The sequence below is a fragment of the Kitasatospora sp. HUAS MG31 genome, from assembly GCF_040571325.1.
GTDB classification, from domain to species: Bacteria; Actinomycetota; Actinomycetes; order Streptomycetales; family Streptomycetaceae; genus Kitasatospora; species Kitasatospora camelliae.
Genome location: NZ_CP159872.1, coordinates 5,202,753 through 5,228,602, shown reverse-complemented (window position 1 = coordinate 5,228,602; position 25,850 = coordinate 5,202,753). Strand labels below are relative to the sequence as shown.

The 25,850-nt window shown below is 75.0% G+C and carries 20 protein-coding genes; 5 read left to right on the top strand and 15 right to left on the bottom strand.

The window, feature by feature from the left end; all coding sequences use genetic code 11:
* Nucleotides 1–62: 62 nt before the first annotated feature.
* Together ABWK59_RS23510 and ABWK59_RS23505 are read right to left on the bottom strand one after the other, a co-directional pair.
* Nucleotides 63–932, bottom strand: coding sequence for an ABC transporter permease (locus ABWK59_RS23510; protein ID WP_354642581.1), 870 nt, complete (start codon nucleotides 930–932; stop codon nucleotides 63–65).
* Nucleotides 922–1,731, bottom strand: a complete 810-nt coding sequence (locus ABWK59_RS23505) for an ABC transporter ATP-binding protein (RefSeq protein ID WP_354642580.1) — start codon at nucleotides 1,729–1,731, stop codon at nucleotides 922–924. The genes ABWK59_RS23510 and ABWK59_RS23505 overlap by 11 nt, the downstream gene beginning before the upstream one ends.
* 213 nt (nucleotides 1,732–1,944) lie before the next feature.
* On the opposite strand from ABWK59_RS23505, the gene ABWK59_RS23500 reads away from it, so the two are divergent.
* A complete protein-coding gene (locus ABWK59_RS23500; RefSeq protein ID WP_354642579.1) occupies nucleotides 1,945–3,579 on the top strand; it encodes a sensor histidine kinase in 1,635 nt (544 codons plus the stop codon).
* Nucleotides 3,576–4,265, top strand: a complete 690-nt coding sequence (locus ABWK59_RS23495) for a response regulator (protein ID WP_354642578.1) — start codon at nucleotides 3,576–3,578, stop codon at nucleotides 4,263–4,265. Before ABWK59_RS23500 ends, ABWK59_RS23495 begins: the two co-directional genes overlap by 4 nt.
* A gap of 44 nt (nucleotides 4,266–4,309) precedes the next feature.
* On the opposite strand, the gene ABWK59_RS23490 is transcribed toward ABWK59_RS23495, so the two are convergent.
* Together ABWK59_RS23490 and ABWK59_RS23485 are read right to left on the bottom strand one after the other, a co-directional pair.
* Nucleotides 4,310–4,699, bottom strand: coding sequence for a nuclear transport factor 2 family protein (locus ABWK59_RS23490; protein ID WP_354642577.1), 390 nt, complete (start codon nucleotides 4,697–4,699; stop codon nucleotides 4,310–4,312).
* Between the two features lie 97 nt (nucleotides 4,700–4,796).
* Nucleotides 4,797–5,534 (bottom strand): helix-turn-helix transcriptional regulator, encoded by a 738-nt coding sequence (locus tag ABWK59_RS23485; RefSeq protein ID WP_354642576.1) that lies wholly within the window; start codon nucleotides 5,532–5,534, stop codon nucleotides 4,797–4,799.
* A gap of 235 nt (nucleotides 5,535–5,769) precedes the next feature.
* On the opposite strand from ABWK59_RS23485, the gene ABWK59_RS23480 reads away from it, so the two are divergent.
* On the top strand, nucleotides 5,770–6,057 hold the full coding sequence (locus ABWK59_RS23480) for a hypothetical protein (RefSeq protein ID WP_354642575.1): 288 nt from the start codon (nucleotides 5,770–5,772) through the stop codon (nucleotides 6,055–6,057).
* A 185-nt stretch (nucleotides 6,058–6,242) separates the two neighbouring features.
* Here ABWK59_RS23480 and ABWK59_RS23475 read toward each other — a convergent pair whose 3' ends face one another.
* The 3 genes from ABWK59_RS23475 to ABWK59_RS23465 form a co-directional block, all read right to left on the bottom strand.
* Entirely contained in the window at nucleotides 6,243–7,850 is a 1,608-nt protein-coding gene (locus tag ABWK59_RS23475) for a cation acetate symporter (RefSeq protein WP_354642574.1), read from the bottom strand.
* Between the two features lie 49 nt (nucleotides 7,851–7,899).
* Entirely contained in the window at nucleotides 7,900–8,430 is a 531-nt protein-coding gene (locus ABWK59_RS23470) for a DUF485 domain-containing protein (protein WP_420492840.1), read from the bottom strand.
* Between the two features lie 211 nt (nucleotides 8,431–8,641).
* Entirely contained in the window at nucleotides 8,642–10,792 is a 2,151-nt protein-coding gene (locus ABWK59_RS23465) for a DNA gyrase/topoisomerase IV subunit B (RefSeq protein WP_420492839.1), read from the bottom strand.
* Nucleotides 10,793–11,217: 425 nt separating this feature from the next.
* Between ABWK59_RS23465 and ABWK59_RS23460 the strand changes: the two genes are divergently transcribed.
* Nucleotides 11,218–11,448, top strand: a complete 231-nt coding sequence (locus ABWK59_RS23460; RefSeq protein ID WP_354642572.1) for a DUF7455 domain-containing protein — start codon at nucleotides 11,218–11,220, stop codon at nucleotides 11,446–11,448.
* A 152-nt stretch (nucleotides 11,449–11,600) separates the two neighbouring features.
* On the opposite strand, the gene ABWK59_RS23455 is transcribed toward ABWK59_RS23460, so the two are convergent.
* The 7 genes from ABWK59_RS23455 to ABWK59_RS23425 form a co-directional block, all read right to left on the bottom strand.
* The gene (locus ABWK59_RS23455) at nucleotides 11,601–12,446 is read right to left on the bottom strand and encodes a S1 family peptidase (RefSeq protein WP_354645081.1); all 846 of its coding nucleotides are present in this window, start codon (nucleotides 12,444–12,446) and stop codon (nucleotides 11,601–11,603) included.
* Between the two features lie 201 nt (nucleotides 12,447–12,647).
* Nucleotides 12,648–14,264, bottom strand: coding sequence for an RNA polymerase sigma factor (locus ABWK59_RS23450; protein WP_354642571.1), 1,617 nt, complete (start codon nucleotides 14,262–14,264; stop codon nucleotides 12,648–12,650).
* Nucleotides 14,265–14,723: 459 nt separating this feature from the next.
* Nucleotides 14,724–15,596 (bottom strand): FadR/GntR family transcriptional regulator, encoded by an 873-nt coding sequence (locus tag ABWK59_RS23445; protein ID WP_354642570.1) that lies wholly within the window; start codon nucleotides 15,594–15,596, stop codon nucleotides 14,724–14,726.
* 226 nt (nucleotides 15,597–15,822) lie between these two features.
* Nucleotides 15,823–16,665 carry a hypothetical protein gene (locus tag ABWK59_RS23440; RefSeq protein WP_354642569.1) on the bottom strand — a complete coding sequence of 281 codons (843 nt, stop codon included), beginning with the start codon at nucleotides 16,663–16,665 and terminating at the stop codon, nucleotides 15,823–15,825.
* A gap of 2 nt (nucleotides 16,666–16,667) precedes the next feature.
* Entirely contained in the window at nucleotides 16,668–18,233 is a 1,566-nt protein-coding gene (locus ABWK59_RS23435; RefSeq protein WP_354642568.1) for an ABC transporter ATP-binding protein, read from the bottom strand.
* Nucleotides 18,234–18,480: 247 nt separating this feature from the next.
* Entirely contained in the window at nucleotides 18,481–19,221 is a 741-nt protein-coding gene (locus ABWK59_RS23430) for an NUDIX hydrolase (protein WP_420492838.1), read from the bottom strand.
* A 218-nt stretch (nucleotides 19,222–19,439) separates the two neighbouring features.
* Nucleotides 19,440–21,485, bottom strand: coding sequence for a glycogen debranching N-terminal domain-containing protein (locus ABWK59_RS23425; RefSeq protein WP_420492944.1), 2,046 nt, complete (start codon nucleotides 21,483–21,485; stop codon nucleotides 19,440–19,442).
* A gap of 1,026 nt (nucleotides 21,486–22,511) precedes the next feature.
* Here ABWK59_RS23425 and ABWK59_RS23420 point away from each other — a divergent pair.
* Nucleotides 22,512–23,828 carry an alpha/beta fold hydrolase gene (locus ABWK59_RS23420; protein ID WP_354642566.1) on the top strand — a complete coding sequence of 439 codons (1,317 nt, stop codon included), beginning with the start codon at nucleotides 22,512–22,514 and terminating at the stop codon, nucleotides 23,826–23,828.
* A 226-nt stretch (nucleotides 23,829–24,054) separates the two neighbouring features.
* Here ABWK59_RS23420 and ABWK59_RS23415 read toward each other — a convergent pair whose 3' ends face one another.
* Nucleotides 24,055–25,668 carry a DUF4192 domain-containing protein gene (locus ABWK59_RS23415; RefSeq protein WP_354642565.1) on the bottom strand — a complete coding sequence of 538 codons (1,614 nt, stop codon included), beginning with the start codon at nucleotides 25,666–25,668 and terminating at the stop codon, nucleotides 24,055–24,057.
* Between the last annotated feature and the right edge of the window lie 182 nt (nucleotides 25,669–25,850).

The following is a 25,850-nucleotide window of genomic DNA, read 5'->3' as shown; positions in this document are numbered from 1 at the left end:
GTGGGGGACGGCGCGTGGGGGACGGCGTGTGGGGGGACGGCGTGTGGGGGGACGGCCGGTGCTCAGCGGCCGTCGCCGGCGTCGGCGGGCTTCCAGCGGAAGAGCCGCTTCTCGGCGAAGGTGAGCAGCCCCTCGGTGAGCAGGGCGACCACGGCGAGGATGGTCATGGCGGCGTACACGCCGGCGGCGTTGAAAGTGCCCTGGGCGGCGGCGACGAGCAGGCCCAGGCCCTTGGTGGCGCCGATGTACTCGCCGACGATGGCGCCGATCAGGGCGAAGCCGAAGCTGACGTGCAGGCTGGTGAAGATCCAGGTGGTGGCGGCGGGGATGACCACCTGGAGGGTGACCCTGCGGTTGTCGGCGCCCAGGATGCGGGCGTTGGCGACCAGGTTGCGGTCGACCTCGCGGGCGCCCTGGAAGGCGTTGAAGAAGACCGGGAAGAAGACCAGGACGACGGCGGAGGCGACCTTGGAGGCCGGGCCGAGGCCGAACCAGATCAGGAAGATCGGTGCGAGGACGATCCGGGGGATCGCGTTGAGGACCTTGATGTAGGGGCCGAGGACGTCGGCGAGGAAGCGGATCCGGCCGAGCGCGATGCCGAGCAGGACGCCGCCGATGACGCCCACGACCCAGCCGGTGAGGGCCTCGTACAGGGTGTAGCCGATCTGTTCGCCGAGGGAGCCCTGGGCGGTGCCGTGGGTGGTCCACTGCCAGATCTGGTCCCAGATCCGGGACGGCTGGGAGAAGTTGAACGGGTCGATGAGCTCCTCGCGGGCGGCCAGCTCCCACAGGCCGAGGAAGCCGATCAGGACGGCGGCGCGGGCGGCGGCCACGCCGAGGCGGCGCTTGCGGGCGGCGCGCCGGCGGACCTCGGTGCGGGCGGTCGCGGCGGGCGCGGGGGCGGGGGCGGCGACGGCGGACTCAAGCGGCACGACCCGCTCCTCTCTCACGGGTGATGCGTACCTCTTCGCCGAGCGAGGCCCAGATCTCGCGGTACAGCTCGACGAACCGGGGCTCCAGGCGGACGGCCTCGACGGTGCGGGGGCGGGGCAGGTCGACGGTGAAGACCTCCTTGACCGTGGCGGGTCCTGCGGTCATCACCACGACCCGGTCGGCGAGGGCGATGGCCTCGTCCAGGTCGTGGGTGACGAAGACCACCGAGGAGCCGGTGCCGGCCCACAGGTCCAGCAGCTGGTCGGACATCAGGGCCCGGGTCTGCACGTCCAGGGCCGAGAACGGCTCGTCCATCAGCAGGATCCGGGGGTCGTTGACGAAGGTCTGGGCGAGGGCGACGCGCTTGCGCATGCCGCCGGACAGCTGGTGCGGGTAGCGGTCCTCGAAGGCGGCCAGGCCCACCCGGGCCAGCCAGTCGCGGGCGCGGTCGCGGGCCTCGCCGGCCGGGACGCCGCGGAACCGGGGGCCAGCCATCACGTTGGACAGCACGGTGCGCCACGGGAAGACGGCGTCCTGCTGGAAGACGAAGCCGACCCGCGGGTCGATGCCCTCCACCGGCTCACCGTGCACCCGCACCTCGCCCTCGGTGGGCTCCTCCAGGCCGCTGACCAGGGTCAGGGTGGTGGACTTGCCGCAGCCGGTGGGCCCGACCACCGCGACGAACTCGCCGGGGGCGACGGTGAGGTTCAGGTCGTGGACGGCGGTGTGCAGGGAGCCGGACGGGGTCCGGAAGCGTTTGGTCGCGCCGGCCAGCTCGATCGCCGGGGCTGCGTTCATGGTGACCTCCAGGGGTCGGTGCTGTGACCGGGAGGTTAGGAGCGCGGCCGGGCGGCGCGGGAGCCTTGCGGGCGTATCGCGGGTTTCGGGCGTTGAGGGCTGTTCTGCTCGTTTTGCTTCCGCTACAACAGCGGGCGGGGGCTGACAGAAACACCGGGGAAACATAAGGTGGCCGGTCCCGCCCCCAGCCGCCCTCGTGGAAGGAGACCCGCGATGAGGCGACCGCACTGGCCCCGCCGGGTCTTCGCCCAGCTGCTGCTGAGCCAGACGGTGGTCACGGTGGGGGTGACGGCGGTGACGGCCGGGCTGTTCCTGGCCCCGGTCAGCCGGGAGCTGGACCGCGACGCGATGCAGCGGGCGCTGTCGATCGCGCAGGTCACGGCGCAGGACGAGGTGGTGGCGGCGGCCGCGGCCGCGCGGGACTCGGCGGTGGTGCAGCACCACGCGGAGCAGGTGCGGCTGGCGACCGGCGCGAGCTTCGTGGTGGTCACCGACACCGGCGGCATCCGACTCTCGCACACCGATCCGGCGCGGATCGGCCTGCCGGTGTCCACCGATCCGCAGCCGGCGCTGCGCGGGGAGAGCGTGACGGCGATCCAGCAGGGCACGCTCGGCCGGACGGCCCGTGGCAAGGTGCCGCTGCGGCTGGCGGACGGGCGGATCGTCGGCGAGGTGTCGGTCGGGATCAGCGACGGTTCGATCCGCCGCCGGCTGGCCTCGATGGCCGCGGGGATCCTGCTCTGCGCGGGGGTGGGCCTGGCGGCCGGGCTGGCGGCCACGCTGCTGCTGGCCCGCCGGCTGAAGCACCGCACCCACAACATCGCGCTGGCGGACATCTCGGCGCTGCTCGTCGAGCGGGAGGCGATGCTGCACGGCATCCGCGAGGGTGTGGTGGCGCTGGACCGGCGGGGCCGGATCCGGCTGGCCAACGACGAGGCCGTGCGGCTGCTGGGCCTGCCCGAGGGCGTCACGGGCCGGACCGTGGACGAGGTGCTGCCGCCCGGGCGGCTGGCCGACGTCCTGGCCGGCCGGATCGCCGGCGCGGACCTGCCCGCCGTCCGGGACGACCGGGTGCTGGTGGTGAACCGGATGGCCACCGCCGACGGCGGCGCGGTCACCACCCTGCGCGACCGCACCGAGCTGGAGTCCCTGGTCCGGGAGCTGGACAACACCCGCAGCCTCACCGAGGCGCTGCGGGCCCAGGACCACGAGCACGCCAACCGGATGCACACCCTGCTCGGCCTGCTGGAGCTGGGCCGGCACGAGGAGGCCGCGGAGTTCATCTCCGAGCAGTCCGGCTCGCACGCGGCGGTGGCCGCGGGCATCGCCGAGCGGGTCCAGGACCCGCACGTGGCGGCGCTGCTGGCCGGCAAGGCGGCGGTCGCCCAGGAGCGCGGCGTCCGGCTGCTGATCTCCCCGGGCAGCCACCTGCCGGACGCCGCCGTGGACGCCCGCGCCCTGGTCACCGTGATCGGCAACCTGGTCGACAACGCCCTGGACGCCGCGCAGTCGGCCCTCGCCCCGGCCGGCCCGGCTTCGACACCGCGCGGCGCCGTCCCCACGGTCGAGGTCGCCCTCCGCGCCGACGGGCCCGCCCTCCTGGTCGAGGTCGCCGACAGCGGACCCGGTATCCCGTCCGACCTGCGCGAGCTGGTCTTCGAGGAGGGCTGGACCAGCAAACAGGCCCCCGCGCACCGCCCGCGCGGCCTCGGCCTGGCCATGGTCCGCCGGCTGGTCGAGCGGGCCGGCGGCCGGATCGAGAGCGACGACTCCCCGCTCGGCGGCGCCCGGTTCCGGGTGCTGCTCCCCGAGGCCCTGCACCTCACCGCTCCCCTGGAGGCCCGATGATCGACGTGCTGGTGGTGGACGACGACTTCCGCGTGGCGGAGGTGCACTCCGCGTACGTCGCCAGGGTGCCCGGGTTCCGGGTGGCCGGCCGGGCGCACAGCGCCGCCCAGGCGCTGGCCGCGCTGGAGCGGCGCCCGGTGGACCTGGTGCTGCTGGACCACCACCTGCCGGACGAGACCGGGCTCGCCCTGGTCCGCCGGATGCGACAGGGCGGCATCCCCGGGGACGTGATGATGGTGACCGCCGCTCGGGACGTGTCCACCGTGCACGCGGCGATGCAGCACGGCGCCCTGCAGTACCTGGTGAAGCCGTTCACCTTCACCGGGCTGCGGGAGCGGCTGGTCGCGTACGCCGAGCTGCGGCACACCCTGGCGGGGGCGTCCGCGCGGGAGGCCGGCCAGGACGAGGTGGACCGGATGTTCGCGGCCATGCGGCACACCGCCTCCCCGGCCGCCGCCCTGCCCAAGGGGCACTCGGCACCGACCACCGGCCTGGTGCTGGGCGCGCTGCGCGAGGCGGGCCGGCCGCTGTCCGCCCAGGAGGTGGCGGACCTCACCGGCCTGTCCCGCTCCACCGCGCAGCGGTACCTGAAGCAGCTGGAGCAGGACCGCCGGCTGCGGCTGACCCTCCGGTACGGCGACACCGGCCGCCCGGAGCACCGCTACGTCCTCGCGCCCCGCGGCTGACCCGGCCCGGCGGGTGCCCGGCCGCGGGCTTGGACCGGTCGGTCTCAGCCGGTCGGGAAGGTGCGCTCGCCGGTGACCGACCAGACCTCGGCGATCCGGCCGTCCGGGGTGAGCCGCAGGACGTCGATGCCGCTCTTCGGCGTTCCGGTGCCGCTCCGGGCGGACCAGCGGATCGCGGCCTCGGTGCCGTCGGTGATCGCCGGCCCGTCCAGGCGGTAGCGCAGCCCGGGGCGCAGGGCGCGGAAGTCGGCGATGAACCGGGCGAGTTCCGCCGGTCCGCGCAGGCCGTCGCCGCCGGGGACGGCCGCGCCGAACCGGACGGTGCAGTCCTCGGTCACCAGGTCGGCGGCGAGCTGGAGTTCGCCGTTCCACAGCGCGGTCCAGGCCTCCCACGCGGTCGTCACGGCCATCGGGTTCGTCGGGCTCGCGGTCATGGCGGGGTCCTCTCGTTCGGAGGCCTCCATCCTCCGGCCGGTCCGCGACAGCCCCCTGTCGGTGATGGCCGTCACATCGCCCGTCGCCGACGCGCCGTCACGCCGTCACCCCCGTGGCGTCGAGGCCGACCAGTTCCCGCCCCAGCGCGTCCAGTTCGGCGAGGTCCACGCCCCGGTCCGGGGCCCGCTCGTCGAGGGCGCGGACCTCGCGGATCCGGTCCAGCCGGAAGCCGCGGACGGCGGAGCGCAGCCGGCACCAGCCGATCAGGTACCAGTGGCGCTCGCCGAGGAAGCCGAGCGGTTCCACCTGCCGCTCGGTGAGGCCGCCGTTGCGGTCGCGGTAGTGCAGGGCCAGGACCCGGCGTTCGGCCAGCGCCTCCTGGACGGCTCGGGGGACGCTCCCAGGGCCGGTGGCCGTACCGGTGTCCGCGGCCGGATGTGCGCCGGCTACCACCAGCCGGACCCTTGACGCGGTCTCGTCGGCGGCCGCGCGCTGGGCCGCGGGCATCACGGCGCGGACCTTCTGCAGGGCGCTGCGAGCGGCCTCGGCGAACGGACTGCCGGCCAGGGCGCGCAGGCCGGCGGCGAGGGCGACGGCCTCGGCGGGGGTGATGGCGAGCGGCGGCAGGGTGCGGGTGCGGTCCAGGACGTAGCCGCCGCGGCGGCCGGGCCGGGCGTGGAGCGGCAGGCCCGACTCCTGCAGGGCAACGAGGTCGCGCTCGACGGTCCGGGTGCTGACCTCGAACCGGCGGGCGAGGGTGCGGACGCTGAGTGGACGCGGCGAGGCGGCGCGCAGTTCCTCGGTGATCGCGTACAGGCGGTCGGTCCGGTTCATGGGTCCGACCGTACCGGTTACGTCTTCTGACGTAGTGTCAGACGTGATGCAACCCACAGTGACCGAGCTGTCACGTTCATGACATAGTCGGGAGGGCAAGGCCAATTCGGCTCTGATTCAAAGGAGAACAGCAGCCATGATCTCGCGTATCGCAGGTCTGGTAGGAGTGGCGGCAGGGGTGCTCGGGGCGGTGGCCGCTCCGGCGGCAGCGGCTCCGGACGCAGGATGCCAGACGGTGGTGAACCGTCCGTGCGCCTGGCAGCAGCCCGGCGGCTTCGGCGTCGTCGGCGCCGGCCGTATCGAGGCGGCGGACCAGCGGCAGCTGACCGTCCTGCGGGTCGAGGTGAAGATCCAGCGTGCCTGGGGCAGCCCGTGGGAGACGGTCGCGACCACGACCCGTGTCCAGCAGGGCTCGGTCCGGGTCAACACCCCGGCGGTGATCACCGAGTACCGCACCATCGTCTGCGCCACCGGCGGACCCGCCGACAGCGCCGAGCCGCACCCGACCACCTGTACCAACTAGCCCCGCCGCAGGTCACGACGGACGCCACCGACACCGGGTGCCACCGGCGTGACCGGTGAACCCGGGGGCGCGGGGAACCGCGCGGATCGGGGAGGACTCGACGCCGCGGCCTCCCGCCGCGCGCGCTGGTCCCCCGCGCCCCTCACCCCACTCCGGCGGACCCGGTCCGCCGGGGTGGACCGGCGTCACACCGCCCCGGCCCCCGTCAGCGAACGGACTTCCAGCTCCGCGTACTTGTCCCCGTCCGCGTCCTCCCGCGAGGTGACCGTGCCGAGCCACCCCGCCAGGAATCCCAGCGGGATGGAGACCAGCCCCGGGTTCTCCAGCGGGAACAGCCGGAAGTCCACCCCGGGCAGCACCGAGGTCGGCGTCCCCGACACCACCGGCGAGAACACCACCAGCAGCACCGCCGGCACCAGGCCGCCGTACACCGCCCAGACCGCGCCGCGAGTGGTGAAACGCCGCCAGAACAGGCTGTACAGCAGCGTCGGCAGGTTCGCCGAGGCGGCCACCGCGAAGGCCAGGCCCACCAGGAAGGCCACGTTCAGCCGCTGGGCGAACAGGCTCAGCACGATCGCCAGCGCCCCCGTCCCGACCGCCGCCAGCCGGGCCGCCACCACCTCCTGACGCTCGCTCACCTCGCGCTCGTCCGGGCCGCGCCAGGCCCGCGCGTACAGGTCGTGCGCGAAGGCGGCCGAGGAGGCCAGGGTCAGCCCGGCAACCACGGCCAGGATGGTGGCGAAGGCGATCGCCGAGATCAGCGCGAACAGCACCACGCCCCCGGTCGAGCCCGCACCCCCGCCGAGGTGCAGGGCGAGCAGCGGGACGGCCGTGTTGCCCGCGGGGTTGGCGGCCCGGACGGGCCCGGCCCCGACCAGGGCGCCGGCGCCCAGGCCCAGGACGATCGCGGTCAGGTAGAAGCCGCCCACCAGGGCGATCGCCCAGACCGTGGAGCGGCGGGCGGCCCGCGCGGTGGGCACCGTGTAGAACCGGCTCAGGATGTGTGGCAGCCCGGCCGTACCCAGCACCAGGGCGAGGCCCAGGCTGACGAAGTCCAGCCGGCTGAGCGCCCCGGAGCCGTACCGCAGCCCGGGCTCCAGGTAGGCCCGGCCGGCGCCGCTGTGGTCGGCCGCGGCCCGCATCAGCGCGCCCGGGTCGCCGTGGAACCGGAGCAGCACCGCCGCGGCCAGCAGGACCGCGCCGACCAGCAGCAGCAGGGCCTTGACGATCTGGATCCAGGTGGTGGCCCGCATCCCGCCGACCGTGACGTAGACGATCATCAGCCCGCCGACCGCCACGATCGTCCAGCCCTTGGCCGCGCCCCCGCCGGCGCCGAGCAGCAGCGCGACCAGGCTGCCCGCGCCGACCATCTGCGCGACCAGGTAGAGCAGGGTGACCACCAGGCTGGCCGTGCCCGCCGCCGCCCGGACCGGGCGCTGCCGCATCCGCAGCGCCAGCACGTCGGCCAGGGTGTACCGCCCGGTGTTGCGGACCAGTTCGGCGACCAGCATCAGCACCACCAGCCAGGCCACCAGGAAGCCGATGCTGTACAGCACGCCGTCGTAGCCGTACAGGGCGATCAGGCCGGTCACCCCGAGGAAGGAGGCGGCGGAGAGGTAGTCGCCGGAGAGGGCGAGGCCGTTCTGCAGCGGGCTGAAGTCGCGGCCGCCGGCGTAGAAGTCCTCGGCGGCCTGGCCGCGGCGCCCGGCCCAGAAGGTGATCGCCAGGGTGACCAGGACGACGGCCGCGAACAGGGCGACCGCCGGCCCGCGGTGGTCCACGAGGCCGTTCACCGGTCCGCCTCCCGCCCCGTGGTGTCCGGCCCGGCGGTGTCCGGCCCGGTCACCGGAGCCGGTCCTGGGTGTCCCAGCGCAGGTCCAGGGCGGCCCGGTCGCGGGTGGTCCGGGCGTGCCGGGCGTACAGCCAGGTGAGCAGGAAGGTGGAGGCGAACTGCAGCAGGCCGAGCAGCCAGGCCACGTTCAGCGGGCCGGCCACCGGGCGGCGCATCAGCCCGGGGGCGAGCGCCTGGGCGGCGAGGTAGCAGAGGTACCAGCCGAGGAACACCGCGGTGGCGGGCAGCACGAAGCCCCGGTAGGAGCGCCGGATGTCCTGGAAGGCGGGGCTCTGCTGCACCGCCCGGTACACCTCGGCGGCCTGCGCGGCCTGCGCGGACGGGACCGCGGGGTCGGCCGGGCCCACCGCTACCTGCCGCGCGGCCGCGCCCACCGGCCGGGCCGGACCCACCGCGCCCACCGGACGCGCCACGGCGGACGGCCGGGCGCGCCGGTGCCGCCCCCGGCCCGCGACGGCGGCGCGCCGGGCGGAGGGCGTCGGCGGCACCGCCCACCAGTCGAAGGTCTCCTGCTGTGCCACGGCTGCTCCACGGTCGGACTCGTGCCGGAAGGAATGCTTCCGGTCGTACTCGGCCACCAGGATGGGACCACCGGACCCTCGGCCGACAGCCCTTGCAGATACGTTCACCCGATGTGGTGAGCGCACGTCAGATCCCGCGCTCCGCCCGGATCCTGGACGCCGAAGGGGCCCGCCACCGCGCGGTGGAGGGCCCCTTCGGGACGTGCGGCCGTCAGGCGTCGATGCGCGAACGGTCCAGCGTGGCCGCCGAGTCGACGATGAACTCGCGGCGGGGCGCCACGTCGTTGCCCATCAGCAGGTCGAAGGTCTTCTCGGCCGCCTCCAGATCGCCGAGGTTGATCCGGCGCAGGATCCGGTGGCGCGGGTCCATGGTGGTCTCGGCCAGCTGGTCGGCGTCCATCTCACCGAGGCCCTTGTAGCGCTGGATCGGGTCCTTCCAGCGCAGCCCCTTGCCCTGGAACTCCAGCAGCGTGCGCCGCAGTTCGGAGTCGGAGTAGGTGTAGTGGTACTTTTCCTGGCCGCGCTTGGGGTTGGTGAGCTCGATCCGGTGCAGCGGCGGCACGGCGGCGAAGACCCGGCCCTGCTCGACCATCGGCCGCATGTACCGCTGGAACAGGGTGAGCAGCAGGCAGCGGATGTGCGAGCCGTCGACGTCGGCGTCGGCCATGAAGATGACCTTGCCGTAGCGGGCCTGGTCGATGTCGAAGGTGCGGCCCGAGCCGGCTCCTATGACCTGGATGATCGAGGCGCACTCGGCGTTCTTGAGCATGTCGCTCACGGACGCCTTCTGGACGTTGAGGATCTTGCCACGGATCGGCAGCAGCGCCTGGAACTCGGAGTTGCGGGCGAGCTTGGCGGTGCCGAGCGCGGAGTCTCCCTCGACGATGAACAGTTCGCTGCGGTCGACGTCGTCGCTGCGGCAGTCGGCGAGCTTGGCCGGCAGCGAGCTGGTCTCCAGCGCGGTCTTCCGGCGCTGGGCCTCCTTGTGCTGGCGGGCGGCGACCCGGGTGCGGGCGGCGGCGACGACCTTCTCCAGGACGGCCCGGGCCTGGACCTTCTCGTCCTTCTTGGCGGAGGTCAGGAAGGCCTTGAGCTCCTTGGCGACCACGGCGGCGACGATCCGGTTGGCGGCCGAGGTGCCGAGCACCTCCTTGGTCTGGCCCTCGAACTGCGGCTCGGCGAGCCGGACGGTGACCACCGCGGTGAGGCCCTCCAGGGCGTCGTCCTTGGTGACGTCGTCCTCGGCGACGCGCAGCAGCTTGGCGGCGCGCAGCACCTCGTTGACGGTCTTGGCCAGCGAGCGTTCGAAGCCGGTGACGTGGGTGCCGCCCTTGGGGGTGGCGATGATGTTGACGAAGGAGCGGGTGGTGCTGTCGTAACCGGCGCCCCAGCGCAGCGCGATGTCCACGCCGAGGTGCCGGGTGACCTCGGTCGGGGTCATGTGGCCGAGCTCGTCGAGGACCGGGACGGTCTCCTTGAAGTTGCCCTCGCCCTGGAGCCGCAGCACGTCGCAGATCGGCTTGTCGGGGGCGAGGAACTCGCAGAACTCGCCGATGCCGCCGTCGAACCGGAAGGTCTCCTGCTGGGGCTTGTCGCTCTCGGTCAGCCGCTCGTCACGGACGACGATGGTGAGTCCGGGGACGAGGAAGGCGGTCTGCCGGGCGCGGTTGTGCAGCAGCTCCAGGGAGAGCTTGGCGTCCTTGAGGAAGATCTGCCGGTCGGCCCAGTAGCGGATCCGGGTGCCGGTGCGGCCGCGCGGGGCCTTGCCCTTGCGGGTCATGCCGCCGGCGGGCTCGAAGGCGGCGTCCGCGCCGAGGTCGGCGAACCGGCCGGGGGTGCCGCGCCGGAAGCTGATGGCGTGGGTGTGGCCGCTGCGGTCCACCTCGACGTCCAGCCGGGCGGAGAGGGCGTTGACCACCGAGGCGCCGACGCCGTGCAGGCCGCCGGACGCGGCGTAGGAGCCGCCGCCGAACTTGCCGCCGGCGTGCAGCTTGGTCATCACGACCTCGACGCCGGACAGACCGGTCTTGGGTTCCACGTCCACCGGGATGCCGCGGCCGTTGTCGCGGACCTCCACCGAGCCGTCCGGGTGCAGGAAGACCTCGATCTTGTCGCAGTACCCGCCCAGCGCCTCGTCCACCGAGTTGTCGATGATCTCCCAGAGGCAGTGCATCAGGCCACGGCTGTCGGTGGAGCCGATGTACATACCGGGGCGCTTGCGGACGGCCTCCAGGCCCTCCAGGACGAGCAGGTGCCGCGCGGTGTAGTTGGAACCGTCCTCGCCGGTCACCAGAGAGGACGGGACGGTCGATTCTCCACTCACGCTCTGCACTCCTCCATGACGTTGACGGACACCCCGCATGCTCTCAGCAACTGAGACGCCGCCTTTCCGGGCCCGCGCGACGTGTACGCGCTGCGCGAACACGTCCTTCGCCGGATGCGGGGGCTCCAGGGTGCCATCTCCGGCCGACACCACGGGTTCTGGCGGACCGTACTGTCGGCGAAGGGCGGCCGAGCTGCTGTGATGCAGGTTACCGGGACCCCTGGAGGGGCTTCTGCAGCTGCCCGGTAGAGGCTTATGCTACGCGGACCTCGGACACCGGCTCGAAGGGCCGTTCGAGGTCCACGACGGGTCCTCGGATCCGGCAGGCATGAACCGCCGGGCCCTGGGGCACGTCCTCATCAACAAGCAGAATCCTCAGAGAGAAAAGCCACGAGCGGGAACGAATTCGACCTGGTTGGATGTTGATCCTGGTACACAGCTCGTCGAGCTAGAGAAGAGGCGACGTGACTACTGTTCTGACCCCTGCGAGCCCGCTCACCGCGGCAGACCGCTGCGACCGTTGCGGCGCCCAGGCCTACCTGCGCGTCGTCCTCGCCAGCGGCGGTGAACTGCTCTTCTGTGCCCACCACGGACGGAAGTTCGAGCCCGAGCTCAAGAAGCTCGCCGTCGAAATACAGGACGAGAGCGGGCGCCTCACGGCGACTCCCGCCTCGGCCACCGACGACGAGCGCTGATCTCACGGCCCGCTCCCCGCGGGCCGGATCGTGCTCCAGGCCACGGGCCGGGTGGTCGACCCCAGGGTCGGCCGCCCGGCCCCGGCCTTTTCTCCGCCGGGTACGGGCGGTGACCGCCGGTCAACTCTCCGCAGCAGCGCGCTGAGTGACCGTCAGAGTGCGGAGCGTACCGACGCGGCGACGGCCGACATCCGGGTGTAGACCCCCGGGTGGACGGCCTCCGCGCAGCCGGTGCCCCAGGAGACCAGGCCGACCAGCCGGCCCTCCACCACCAGCGGCCCGCCGCTGTCGCCCTGGCACGCGTCCCGGCCGCCCTTCTCCGCCGCCGCGCACACCATCGTCCGCGCGTCGAACGGACTCTCCCGCCCGCCCGGGTAGGCGTGCGCACACACCCCGTCCTCGATGATCGGCAGCTCCACCGACCGGAGGGTGGGCGAGTAGCTGCCGTCCCCGCGGGTGTCCCCCCAGCCGAACACCGTGGCCGGCGTGCCCGGCTGGTACGGCCCGGTCTCCCCCGGCGCAGGCATCTCGATCACCGTCCGCCCGGCCAGCGGCTCCGCAAGCGTGAGCACCGCCACATCGCGGCTGTTGAGGCGGAAGCTGTACGCGGGGTCGATCCACACGTCCCGGACGGTGACCTCCTTGCCCTCCCGGCCGCGCAGGTCGTCCCGGTCGGCGATCGCCCGCAGGCCCGGACGGTCCACCCGGCGACCGGTGTGCTCGTCGTAGAAGCAGTGCGCGGCCGTCACCACCTTGGTCGCGCTCACCAGCGCCCCGCCGCAGAACTGCCCGGAGCGGGCGCTGCCGAACTGCTGGCGGCTGCCCAGCGCCACCATCCACGGATGGTCACGGGTACTCACGTTCGATCCGCCGACGATCCGGCGCTGGGCCTCGGCGGGCGCGGCCGCGCTCAGCGCGATCAGCGGGGAGGGCAGTGCGGCCAGCGCGAGCAGCGCGACCGCCCGGTGGCGGAGCAGGGCCGAGAGCGTGTCCGGGATGGGCGGCACCGGTGGTCTCCAGAGTGGTTCGGCGGCAACGGGCAACCGACACAGCGTAGGCAGCCGGTCACCCGTCGTGTCGCCGAACCGCCGCGCCGCCACCCGGACGGGCGACCGGCCCGGGGCGTCCGCGTCACGGTGCCGCCGGACGCCGGAAGGGCCCGGAGCCGAGGCTCCGGGCCCTTCACGGGACGGACGGGATCAGTCCAGGTAGTCGCGCAGCACCTGGGAACGCGACGGGTGGCGCAGCTTGGACATGGTCTTCGACTCGATCTGGCGGATACGCTCACGCGTCACGCCGTAGACCTTGCCGATCTCGTCCAGGGTCTTCGGCTGGCCGTCGGTCAGGCCGAAGCGCATGGAGACCACGCCCGCCTCGCGCTCGGACAGGGTGTCCAGCACCGAGTGCAGCTGCTCCTGGAGCAGGGTGAAGGAGACCGCGTCGGCCGGGACGACCGCCTCGGAGTCCTCGATCAGGTCACCGAACTCGCTGTCGCCGTCCTCGCCGAGCGGGGTGTGCAGCGAGATGGGCTCGCGACCGTACTTCTGGACCTCGATGACCTTCTCCGGGGTCATGTCGAGCTCCTTGGCCAGCTCCTCCGGGGTGGGCTCGCGGCCCAGGTCCTGGAGCATCTGGCGCTGGACGCGGGCCAGCTTGTTGATGACCTCGACCATGTGCACCGGGATACGGATGGTGCGGGCCTGGTCGGCCATCGCGCGGGTGATCGCCTGGCGGATCCACCAGGTCGCGTAGGTCGAGAACTTGTAGCCCTTGGTGTAGTCGAACTTCTCGACCGCACGGATCAGACCGAGGTTGCCCTCCTGGATCAGGTCCAGGAAGAGCATGCCGCGACCGGTGTAGCGCTTGGCCAGCGAGACCACCAGGCGGAGGTTGGCCTCCAGCAGGTGGTTCTTGGCGCGGCGGCCGTCCTCGGCGATGATCTCCAGCTCGCGCTTGAGCTTGGGGGCGAGCTTGTCGGCGGCCGAGAGCTTGTCCTCGGCGAACAGGCCGGCCTCGATGCGCTTGGCGAGCTCGACCTCCTGCTCGGCGTTGAGCAGCGGGACCTTGCCGATCTGCTTGAGGTAGTCCTTGACCGGGTCGGCGGTGGCACCGGCGACGGCGACCTGCTGGGCAGGCGCGTCGTCCTCGTCGTCGTCGGAGAGGACGAAGCCCTCCGACTCCTCCTCCGGCTCGCCCTCGGGCTTGTCGCCCGGGAGCGCCGCGTCCTCGAGCAGCTCCTCCTCGCCGCCGAGCTCCTCGTCGCCCTTGCCGCCGGCCTTGGCGGCGGTCTTCTTGGCGGCGGTCTTCTTGGCGGGGGCGGCGGCCTTCTTGGCCACCGTCTTCTTGGCGGGGGCCGCGGCCTTCTTGGCGACCGCCTTGGCCTCGACGGTCTCGATCGTCTCGACGACCGTGACCTCGGAGCTGGTCACGGTGGCCGGGACGGCCACCGGCGCCGGGGTCGCCGCAGGGGCGATCCGCACCGGGGGCTTGGTGGGCGCGGCGGGGGTACGGGTGGTGACCGTCTTCGCAGCGGTGCGCTTGGCGGGGCTCTTGGCCGCGACGCTCTTGCGCTTGGACCCCGCGGGTTCAGCAGCGCTGACCATGAGGTCCACCCCTTCCTCAATCAGCACCTGGTTGAGGCTGCGCATGACGTTCTTCCACTTGGTGACCGGGATCTGGTCCGCCTCGAACGCCTGGCGCACGTCGTCACCGGCGATCTGCCCCTGGGCCTTGCCCCGCTCGATGAGCGCGAGCAGAGCCGCGGACTCGGCGATCTCGGGGGGAAGCGAACGGGATGTGCTGGCCGACACGAACAACCTCTCGGACGATGAGTGAACTCGAACCCCTACCCGGCCGCCCGAGGGCTCACGGTGTCTGGGTTTGCAGGACGGCAGCAGCGCCGCAGACCAACACAGCATTTTGTCATGGTGGTGGTATTCCGGAGCTGCTTCCGCTCCGTACACATCGCTGCCGCCCCTCAAGTGTTACGCATGCCGTTCGTGGCGCCGGTCACATCGCCCGGCGACGTCCGTCACACATCCCTGAACAGCGCATCGGCGGTCCTCGGCGGACCCGCCCCCCGGCCGCGCGGGGCGGCGGGCCGAGGGGGCGACGGGGTCCGCGAGGGTCCGGTCCGCGGGGATCCCGTCCGCGAGGGTCCGGTCCGCGGGGATCCGGTCCGCGGGGATCCGGTCCGTGGAGGTCCGGTCCGCGGGCATCCCGAGGGCTCGGGGCCCGGGGCCGCCCGTGGTCGCCGGTCCACCGGGGCCGCCGGCTCAGTGCTCGCGGGGACCGGGGACGGCGTGCTCCACGTCCGGGTGGACGGTGAGCAGCGCGCGCACGGCCGCCTCGGCGGCGGTGCCATCACCGGTGCCGAGCGCGTCGACCAGGCGGGCGTGCAGGGAGATCGCCGTGTCGGAGGGGCGCTCGCAGGTGGCCGAGGGGCCGCCGGACACCTGCAGGGCGCAGGAGACGATCCCGGACAGGTGCTCCAGCATCCGGTTGCCGGCCATCTGCAGCACCAGGCCGTGCAGCTCGACGTCCGCCCGCCCGTAGCTGGCCAGGTCGCCCTGGGCGGCGGCGTGGCCCATCACCTCGGTCAGCTCGACCAGCCGCTGCTGAACGTCCTCCCGGCCGTGCCCGGCGGCCAGCCGGGCGGCCAGCGGCTCGATGGCCCAGCGCAGCTCGAACAGCTCGCGGCGCTGCTCGTCGCGCTGCGGACCGAAGGCGCGCCACTCGATGATGTCGGGGTCGAGCAGGTTCCAGTCGCCGACCGGGCGGACCCGGGTGCCGACGTTCGGCCGGGCACTGACCAGGCCCTTGGCCTCCAGCACGCGCAGCGACTCGCGGACCACGGTGCGGGAGACCTCGAACCGCTGGCCGATCTCCTCGGGAACCAGGGGGCGGTCGGCGCCGAGGTCGCCGGAGACGATCATCTGGCCGAGCTGCTGGACCAGCTGGCCGTGCAGGCCGCGGCCGCGGCTGCTGGTGGTCTTGCGGCCGACCCTGGACAGCTCGGCCTCGGCGCCCTCCCAGCGGGGGGCGGGCGGGGTCGGCCGGTCGGCGTACGGGAAGCGGTCAAGCTCACCGGCGGGGATCACGTCGGCGGGGCGGGCGGTGGTCATGGCGGGGTGCGCAAGGGTACTCACAGCTCCTTTGTCGGCGATCGGCGCGCACGCCTTGAGGATTCTCGTGAAAAGCACACGAAAGGGTGATCGACCGTGACCGGATAATTGACTTCTTATCAGGTGGAAGCGACCATACCGGTCACATCAGGTCAGAGGTTGCAGGAGAGGCGACCTGACCGGACGTCAGGACGGGGGTCCGGGCATTCTGCCGTGTACGGGCGGTACAGGCCGGGGGGCCGGAGAGGCCTCAGAGCGACCGTCGGCGGAGCTGCGCCACGAGTGCGGCCAGGGCCAGCAGCACCAGCGGCGCCGCCAGCAGGACCGGGAGCAGCACCGGTACGGCCTGCCCCGGCACTTGGGACGCCGCGGGGCCGCCGGGCACCCAGTCGAGGCCGTACTGGAACGGCATCACCTCCCGCACCCAGGACGGCCAGTCCTGCCCGGAGCGGCGCAGCAGCAGGCTCACCGCCGGCTCCACCAGGGCGGGCAGGGCGCAGAGCAGCAGCAGGCCGGCGGAGGCACTGCGGAACAGCGAGGCGGCCAGCACGCCCGCCGAACCGCCCGCCGCCACCAGCAGGACGAAGGCCGCGGCCGCCCGGCCGAGCGGACCCACCTGGCCGCCGTCCAGCAGGCCGCCGTCCACCAGCCCGGAGCGCAGGACGGCCGGGTCGAACAGCACCGCCGCGTCCACCGAGGGCGCCAGCGCGACCCCGACCACCAGCAGGTTCACCAGCAGGCCCAGCAGCGCCAGCGCGGCGGACACCAAGCCGACCACCACGGCCTTCCCGGCCACCAGCCCCACCCGGCGAGCCAGCGACACCTGCGAGGCCGACAGCCCGGGGTGGCGCACCTCGTGCCCGTACGACAGCGCTCCCAGCGCCCCCGCGCCGAGCGCGGCGATCGGGAGCGGCAGCAGCGGCACCACCGCGGTGACGCAGCGGACCGCCGCCGAGGAGGACAGCACGCCGGCCGGCACCTGGCGCGCCAGTACGGCGGCCACCGCCGCGTCGCAGATCAGCACCGCGGCGAGGATCAGCCAGGTCGAACGGAGGCCGCCCAGGCGGCGGGCCTCGTATGCCAGAACGCGCACGGTCACTCACTCCGCATCTCGGGCCCACCGGCGGGACGCCCCTCGGGGCGGGGCTCGGGGTGGGGTTGGGCTTGGACCTCGGGCTCCGGCTCGGGCTCGGGCTCGGGCTCCGGCTGGGCGTTGGCCTGGAGTTGGGTCGGGGGCTGAAGGCCGGCCGGCTGGTCGGGGTCGCCGGGACGCGCGTGGCGTCCGCGCCGCTCGGGGAGGGCGGGACGGTCTGCACCGGTGACGGGCGCGGGGCAGGACGAGGCGGACGAGGCGGACGGGGCGGACAGGGCGGACGGGGCGGACGGGGCGGGCGCGGCGCCGAGGGCGGTCGCTCCCCCCGGGCGGGCGGCCGCCTGGTCGGGTACCTGGGAGGACGTCCGGGCGGACGTCTCGGCGGGCCGGCCCTCGGCCTCGGCGGGCTTGACCACGCGGGCGAGCAGGGCGGTGGCGACCGTGTCGGCGGCGGTGGTCACGGCGACCGGGCCGGGCCGGCTGCCGGTCTCGACGGGACCGTCCGCGGCGGCGTGCAGGATCCGGGCCTCGGCGGTGAGCGACGGCTCGGCGATCGCTTCCGGGTCGGGGGAGGACGCCGCCGCGCCGCTGCCGGCGGCGGCCCCGAGGGGACGCGAGCCGCCGGGCGTCCGGGAGCGGGTGACGCGGGGCGGCCGGACCTGGCCCGAACGTCCGGACCCGGTGGGGAGCGCCGGGTGCGGGAGCGGCCGCTCGACCACCCGGTCGGCCAGTTCGTGCAGCAGGATCCCGTGCCGGTAGGCGAGTTCGCCGATCTCGGTACGGCCGAGCCCGCTCACCGCGAGTCCGGCGCCGCCGCTCCGGCGGACCTGGGCGCCCTGCCCGATCAGCAGGTCGGCCAGCCGGGCCATCTGGGGGCCGCGGACCGCCACCTCGGGGTGCAGCCGGGCGCGCCGGAAGTCGGCCACCGGCTGGTCGGTCAGCAGCCGGCCCTGGTCCAGGGTGACCACCCGGTCGGCCAGGGCGGCGGCCTCCTGCGGGCTGCGGGTGGTGGTCAGGACCGTGCCGCCGGCCACCGCGAAGGAGCGCAGGAAGGAGTGGAACCACTCGGCGTTGCGCGGGGTGAGGCCCTCGGTCGGGGCGTCCAGCAGGAGGGCTCCGGGATCGCCGAGCAGGGCGGCGGCCAGGGCCAGCCGGCGGTGCATGCCCGGGGAGAAGGCGCGCAGACGCTGGTCTCCCACCGAGGCGAGCCGGGTCTGTTCCAGGAGTTCGTCGGCGCGCCGGGCGGGGACCCCGACGGCCCCGGCGAGCATCCGCAGGTGGCTGCGGGCCCGTAGCCCCGGGTGGCCGCTGCCGGGCCGGCCGCCGGCGAGCAGAACGCCGACCTCGCGCTCGGGGTGGCGGATCCGGCGGTACGTCCGACCACCGAACAGGGTGACCCCGAGGCCGCGTTCGAGTTCCACCATCAGGCGCAGGGCGGTGGTCTTGCCGGCGCCCTCGGCGCCCAGCAGGACCGTGACCATGCCCGGGCGGGCGTCGAAGGTCAGGTCCAGCAGCGCCGGGGGGCGCCCCGTCCGGTAGACCTTGGTCAGTCCGGTGATCTGGATCATCGCTGCCTGCTCCCGTCCTCCGCCGACGCCAGCACACTAGGACGCGGCCGAGGAGAATTCGGGCATTCCGGAAGCGCCACGATCGGTGGGGCCACGCAGCTCACCCGATCAGGCGACCGGCGCCCTCCGGATGCCGTTGGCGGCGAGCAGGAGCCTTGCCGCGCCGACGATATGACTATGCGTCAGATACCTGCGGGCCCGCGACGGGCTCGGCCGGGGCTCGGCCCAGGTGGGGAGGCGGCCGCGCTCAGGACTCCGGGCGCAGCATCGGCGGGTTGAGGACGGTCGCGCCGCCCGCCGTGAAGAGCTGGGCCGGACGTCCGCCCTGACGGGTCGTCGTACCGCCCGAGGGCAGCAGGAAGCCGGGGGTGCCGGTGACCTTGCGGTGGAAATTCCGCGGGTCGAGGGCGACGCCCCAGACCGCCTCGTAGACCCGGCGCAGCTCGCCCACGGTGAACTCGGGCGGGCAGAAGGCGGTGGCCAGCGAGGAGTACTCGATCTTCGAGCGGGCACGTTCCACGCCGTCGGCGAGGATCTGGCCGTGGTCGAAGGCGAGCGGGACGCCGTCGGCGGGCGAGCCGCCGAGCAGGTCGCCCACCGGTGCCCAGCGCGCGCTGCTGGCGTCACCGCCGGGACGCGGGGTCGGCAGGTCCGGGGCGAGCACCAGGTATGCCACGCTGACCACCCGCATCCGGGGGTCGCGCTGCGGGTGGCCGTAGGTCGCGAGCTGCTCCAGGTGCGCGCCGGCCGCCGCCTGGCCGGCGGAGTGGGCGCGCAGGCCGGTCTCCTCGGCGAGCTCGCGGGAGGCGGCCTCGGCCAGGCCCTCGTCCGGGCGCACGAAGCCTCCGGGCAGCGCCCAGTAGCCCTGGAAGGGTGCCTCACCCCGCTTCACCAGCAGGGCACACAGCGCGTGATCCCGCACCGTCAGCACCACCAGGTCGACCGTGACTGCGAACGGGGGGAAGGCCGACGGGTCATAACGCGACATGGCGACGATCATAGTCGTCTTTCTGACGATAATGACAGGGTCGCGGCAGATGCCCGGGCGAGCCGCCGGGGCTCCCGCGAGCGGGGCACCAGCGGGCCACCAGGAGCGCACCGGGCGACGCCCCGGGAGCCCGGACGGCACGCGCGGCTGCGGGCGGACCCGGGCCGCGCCGGGCCGTCATCCGCACGGGAGCAAGCCGAACCGCCCGGACCGCGCGGCTAGCCCGCGCCCAGCTGCAGGTCGGCGGGCGCCTCCTCGACGACCGCGACGCCGATCCGGCTCACCCGGACGGAGAACGGCTCCCCCGCCACCCGGAGCCCGGTCAGCTCCAGCTCGCCCAGGGGCGCGGTGCTGGCCGGGCGGACCACCACGCGGCCGGCCGGGACGTCCGGCCGGACCCCGGCCAGGGCGAGGACCAGGTGGACGCCGGCTGCCGCCGACACCGCCGCCGGGCCGCAGGCGGCCGGGTGCGGGACGGGCGGGCAGCCGCTGACCCTCTGCTCCCCCGCGTACATCTCGGGCAGTCGGCCGTCGACGTGGGCGCTGGCGTCGAGCAGGCCCTCCAGCAGGGCGCCGGCCTCCCGTTCGAAGCCGGCCTCGGAGAGCCCGGAGACCGCTAGGACGGTCTCGTGCACCCGGACCGCCCCGCTGCGGTGGCCCAGCGGGTTGAACCGGGCGGACTTGGCGCTGAGCGTCCGCAGGCCCCAGCCGCAGTCCAGCTCGGGGTTGGCGAACCGCTGGGCGAGCAGGCGGGTCTGCTCGCGGTCCAGCAGGCCCTCGTGCAGCCCGCCCTCGGCGGCCAGGCCGAGGTCGAGGAGGTGGACCAGGGTGGAGGCCACGGCCGGGACGGGCCGGTCCTCCGTCAGCAGGGCCGCCGCCGGACGGCCGCCCGACAGGTCGTCGATCCAGAAACGGTCGCGGAAGCGCTCGCGCAGCCGGGCCGCCCAGGCGCGCCACTCCTCGGCGCCGGGCCGGCCGAACGCCTCCAGCAGGTCGGCGCCGTGCAGCGCGGCCCGGTGGGCCTGGGCCTGGACCTCGACCCGGGCGGGGGCCGGCCGGGCCGCGCGGTCGGCGGCCGTCCGGCTCAGGTCGGTGACGAACCCCTCGGGACCGTCCGTTCCGTCCGCGACGGCGGTGCGGAGGGCGGCCAGCGCCCGCTCGGCGGCGGGGAGCAGCTCGGCCACCTCCGCCCGGGGCAGGCCCCACCGCCAGGCCTCGGCCAGCACGGTGACGAAGAGGAGGGTGGCCTCGGTGGCAGTGCAGGAGGGCGGCAGCTCCGGCCCGCCGTGGCGCAGCGGGCCGGGGATCAGGCCGTCGATCCGGGTGCCGGGGGCGGCGGCCGGGGCGTTCGCGCCGGGGGCGGCGGCGGTGCCCGACGAGGAGGGCTCGCCGGATCCGCCCGGTCCGGTGATCGCCGGTGCGCCGCCGGTCTGCTGGCGGCGGGCGAGGGCCCGCAGGGTGCCGGCGGCGAGCCGGGTGCCCAGCGGCAGGGTGAGCCGGGCGGCCCAGAGCGCGTCGGCGGTGGTGAGGCCGAAGCGCCAGGGCGCGCCGGAGGCGGCGTACAGGTCGGTGGGGCGGTCGGCGTCGGCGAGCAGCAGCCCGCCGAGGGTGTCGAGCGATCGGGTCAGCAGCCGCTCGGCGCGGGTGTCGTCGCAGCGGACCTCGGGCTCGGCCCAGGGCAGCGGGACGCCCGGTCCGCGGCCGGTGGGGGGCCGGCCGGCGACGGCTTGGGTCTCGGAGTCGGCGCGCAGCTCCACCGACCAGCGGGATCCGGGCTGGACCTCCAAGTCCCAGCGCAGCACGCCGGCGCCGGCCAGCACGGCGTGCGGGGAGGGCTGGGCGCTGACGGTGGCACTCCGGCCGTGTCCGGCCCAGCGCAGACCGGAGGACTGCACCTGGGCCGGGAGGTCGGCGGAGCGGCGGCCGGCGGCGATGTCGGTGAGCAGGCCGAGGTCGGTGCCGAGCGCGATCTCCAGCGGGAGCCGGGCGGGGCGGGCGCCGGTGTTGCGGACGGTGACGGTCTCCACGCCGTCGGCGTGGCGGAGCCGCTCGACGGTGAGCGCCGGATCCGGGTCAGGGTCGCCGGGGATCCGGATGGCACCGACGAACCGGGCGGCAGCGGCCGAGGTGAGGGTGCCCTGGAGCGGCATCGGCTCGATGCCGCCGAGCCGGACCTCCATCCTGGCGACCGTGCGCACCCCGGTGTGGAAGAAGCCGTGCAGGCCGTGGCCGCGGAGCTGGCCGTCCGGTCCGGAGGAGGCCATCGCAGGGGCGTTGACACAGAGCACGGCGTCGTGGGCGGCGGCCGGTGCCGGACGGGCCGGGCCGGGCTGCCGGGGCCCGCCGGCCGGCGGTACGGGTGCGCCCGTAGGCGGTACGGGTGCGCCGGCGGGGCCGCCGAAGGTGCCTCCGGCCGGAACCGCGGGCCCGGTGGTGCCGGGGACGGCGGCACCCGGGGCGGGGTGGGGGCCGACGGGTGCGCCGGTGCCCGCCGGGGGCGGGTAGGCGACCGCCGTGCCGGGTGTCGGCGGCAGCGGCGCGGCGCCCGGCGCCGGCGGGAACGGGGAGGCGGCCGGGGCCACTGCCGGTGTGCCTGTGGGGGCGCCGCCGGTGGGGACACCGCCGGTGCGCCCGTCGGGGCCGCCGGGCGGCTGTGGTGAGGCCGGGCCGGTGGCGGACGGGTGTGGTGATGGCCAGGTGGCGGTCACCGGGGTCTCCTCCCCTCGGACGGCCGGCTGCCCGCGCTGCTGCCGCGGGCAGCCGGCCGCGAGCGTGCTCGATCGCGGTCTGTGCTGCTGCTCTGCTCCTGGACAGGTCCCCCGGGGTGGAACGGCCCCTGCGGACGGCCTCGGCGCGCGTGGGCGGTGCCCGGTCCGTGCGACCCTGCTCCGTCGACCGCGCCCTCCGGGACGCTGTCGCGCCCGGCCCCGCCGGGACGGCGATGTCCCGCAGGATGAAACGTCCTTCACCCGCCCCAGGTCACGCCGCGGGGCGGTCTCGCAACCCCCGTCCGGTCGCCCGGCCCGCCCTGCACGCCCCCGCCGGAGCCGTTCACCGGCCCCGGCCGGCGGCGCCCTTCCGCTCGGTCGACCGGCCCGCCCGCGCACGTCGCGGAGGCCGGACCGCCGCTCGCGCGCCGTCCCGGGAGGAGGCCGACCCCCGTGCGGCGGCTTCCCCCGACGGCTCCTGTCCGCCGCCAGGATACGGTGCGGGTGCGATGGCGCCCGCACCGGAGACCCCGCGGACGGGACGCCCGCCCACGTCACGACCAGCTCGCACCGAGGAGTTGTATGTCCACCGCCTTCCGGCTCACCGGGATCACCGCGACCGACCACGTCTTCCGGGTGCCGCTCGACCACGCGGCACCGGAGGGCGAGCAGATCGAGGTGTACGCCCGGGAGGTCGTCGCCAGCGGGCGCGAGCGTGAGGATCTGCCGTGGCTGCTCTTCCTCCAGGGCGGCCCGGGTGGCAAGGCCGGCCGCCCGCTCGGCCGGGACGGCTGGCTGACCCGGGCCCTGGACGACTACCGGGTGCTGCTGCTCGACCAGCGCGGCACGGGCCGCTCCACCCCCGCGACCCGGCAGACCCTGGCCCGCCGCGGCGGGCCGCAGCAGCAGGCCGACTACCTCGCGCACTTCCGGGCCGACTCGATCGTGCGGGACGCCGAGCTGATCCGCCGCACCCTGCTGGGCCAGGACCGCCGGTGGAGCCTGCTCGGCCAGAGCTTCGGCGGCTTCTGCACCCTGACCTACCTCTCGCTGGCCCCCGAGGGCCTGCGCGAGGCCTTCGTGACCGGCGGTCTGGCGGGCCTGCGCAGCTCCGCGGAGGACGTCTACCGCGCCGCGTACCCGCGGGTGGCGCGCAAGAACGAGGAGCACTACGCGCGCTTCCCGCAGGACGTGGCGGCCGTGCGGCGGATCGCGGCGCACCTCGCCGAGCGCCCGGCGGTGCTGCCGGACGGCGGGCTGCTGACGGTGCGTGCGTTCCAGTCGCTGGGGCTGCTGCTCGGGGCCGGGACGGGCTCGTACACGCTGCACTACCTGCTGGAGGAGGCGTGGGTGGAGGGTGTGGACGGCCCCGAGCTGTCGGACGCCTTCCTGTCCGGAGCGCAGGCGCAGCTCTCCTTCGCACAGGGCCCGCTGTACGCGGTGCTGCACGAGTCGATCTACGGCCAGCGCTCGGTGGACAAGGGCGCGACCAACTGGGCTGCGGAGCGGGTGCGCCGGGAGTTCCCGGAGTTCGACGCGGAGCGGGCGCTGGCGGCGCCGGACCAGCCGGTGCTGTTCACCGGGGAGATGATCCTCCCCTGGATGTTCGAGACCGACCCGGCGCTGCGGCCGCTGGCCGAGACCGCCCAGCTGCTCGCCGAGCGGACCGACTGGCCCGACCTGTACGACCCGGAGCGGCTCGCGGCGAACCAGGTGCCGGTGGTGGCCGCCGTCTACCACGACGACATGTACGTTGACACCGCCGACTCGCTGGCCACGGCCCGCGCGGTGCGCAACGTCCGGACCTGGGTGACCAACGAGTGGGAGCACGACGGTCTGCGGGTCAGCGGCGGGGCCGTGCTGGACCGCCTGATCCGGATGGCGCGCGGCGAGGCGTAGGGCGTGTCGCGGTCGTCGGGGTCGCCCCGGCGGCCCGCCCCGGCCCGGCCTGCGGGGGCCGTCCCGCGAGCCCGGGTGGCGTTCGGGAACGGCTGCGGATGCCGCGGCCGGCCGCGGGCCGGGTGGACTCCCGTGGTGGACCGGGCGACGCGGCGGCCGGGTGCCCGGGCCACGCCGGGGCCGGCCGGCTCGGCGGGGCGCCGGCGCCCGGACGGCGGATGCCATCTCAGCCGCCGTCGGCGTGGTCGCGGGAACGGCGGTCGGCCTGACGGCCCAGCCGGGCAGTCCGGGCGGTCCGGGCGGTCCGGGCGCGCAGGCCCATCCGGCGCCGGGCCGAACCGGCCCGGTCGCCCGGATCCGGTTCGCCGGGCCCTGCCGTCGCGGAGGGCGGATCACCCGGCGAGTCGGCCGACGGGTCGACCGGTGCGGCGCGGGCCCCGGGGTCGGGGCTGGTGACGGGGCTGCCGGGCCCGGGCGGGCCCGGATCGCCATCGGGCGCGTGGGGGTCGGCCTCGTCGGCCGGCCCGTCGTCCCGGTCACCGCCGGGCGGCGAGGACACCAGGGTGCCGACGGTGGCCGCCGCGCGGCGGTCGGCCTGATCCCGTCCCTTGCGGACGACCGCCAGCAGCTGGTCCGGCCGCAGTCCGCTGTTGAGGGACTGGTACAGCAGCTGGGCGAGGGTGTAGCCCGGCTCGATGTCGAGGGCGCGGGAAAGCACGATCCGCGCGGTGGCGGCGTCGTCGGCCAGCCAGGCCGTCCAGCCGAGCAGGGTCATCGGCGGAGCCGCGAGGTGCTCGAACGGGGGCACGCTGCGCTGGACCAGGAACCGCCACAGCCGCTGGGCCACCCCCAGCTCGTCGGGCTCGGCGTACTCGGCGCCGCGGTCGCGGCCCAGCTTGTCCTGAAGGCCGATCAGCAGCCGGGCGGTCCGGGCGGTGTCGAGCTCCGTCGCCCCGGCCCGGAACTCGGCCATCGCCTCGGCGAGCAGCTCGGAGGTGCGGTCCACCGCGCCGAACCGGCCGTCGGTGCCCGTGATCTCCCGGATGAACGGCGGACCGGCCTCCTCGATGGCCCGCCGCTGGACCTCCGACAGCGGCGGGCCGACCGGTGCCAGGCCGGCCACGATGGCCTTCCGGCTGCCGCGCGGCGCGAGCCCCGCGTAGGTCGCCGCGGCGGCCAGCGGGCTCGGCAGCCCGGCCGGCCGGATCGGGGTGCCGGACGGGTCGCAGCAGCCCGGGCCGGTGCAGAGGAAGGACCACCACCGGCCGTCGGAGACGCAGAGCGACTCCTTCACCGTGACCCCGTCCTGCTCGAAGGCCACGGCCAGCAGGCGGGCGAGCGGGCCGAACTCGGCGAGCACCGCCCGTCCACCCGCACCCGGGTCACCCGGGTCACCCCGCCCGCCGGCGTCCGGGTCGAAGTCCTCCTGGCGGCCCTCCCCCGGCGCCCGGGGAGGCGGATCGGCCTCGGTCGCCGGACGGCGCACCGCCGCCGGCTCCGCACCCGGCCCGGCGTCGCGGCAGAGGTAGAGCAGGACCTGGTCGGGCCGCCGGTCGCGCTGCTCGGAGAGGTTGATCAGCAGCCGGGCGGTGTCTCCGGCCACCTTGGGCCACAGGCCGACGTCCTCCGGGATGTCGACCCGGATCACGCCGCCCTGCTGCAGCCCGGGGCCGTGCAGCCCCACGGCGACCACGCTGTCGTCGGGGTAGAAGCCGAGCAGGTACGGCAGCATCTCGGCCATGTCGGCCGGGCCGCGCATCCGCACCGGGAGGTGGCCGGGGAGCGCGCCGGGCAGGTCGGCGGGGAGGATCGGGGCACGGTCGTCGCTGTGCTGGTTCATGCCGGAGAGGGTGCCTCGGGAACGAGCCCCCCGACGGGATCACCCGAATGGCTGTGGAGAAACGCCGGGCATCAGCAATCCGTCCCTCGTGTGGGTGACCCGCCCCGAACGGCCACCCCACCGCACGCCCGCCCCACCGCGCCCTTCCCCACCCGGCGGTTCGCGGTCTGTCAGTCCCGCAC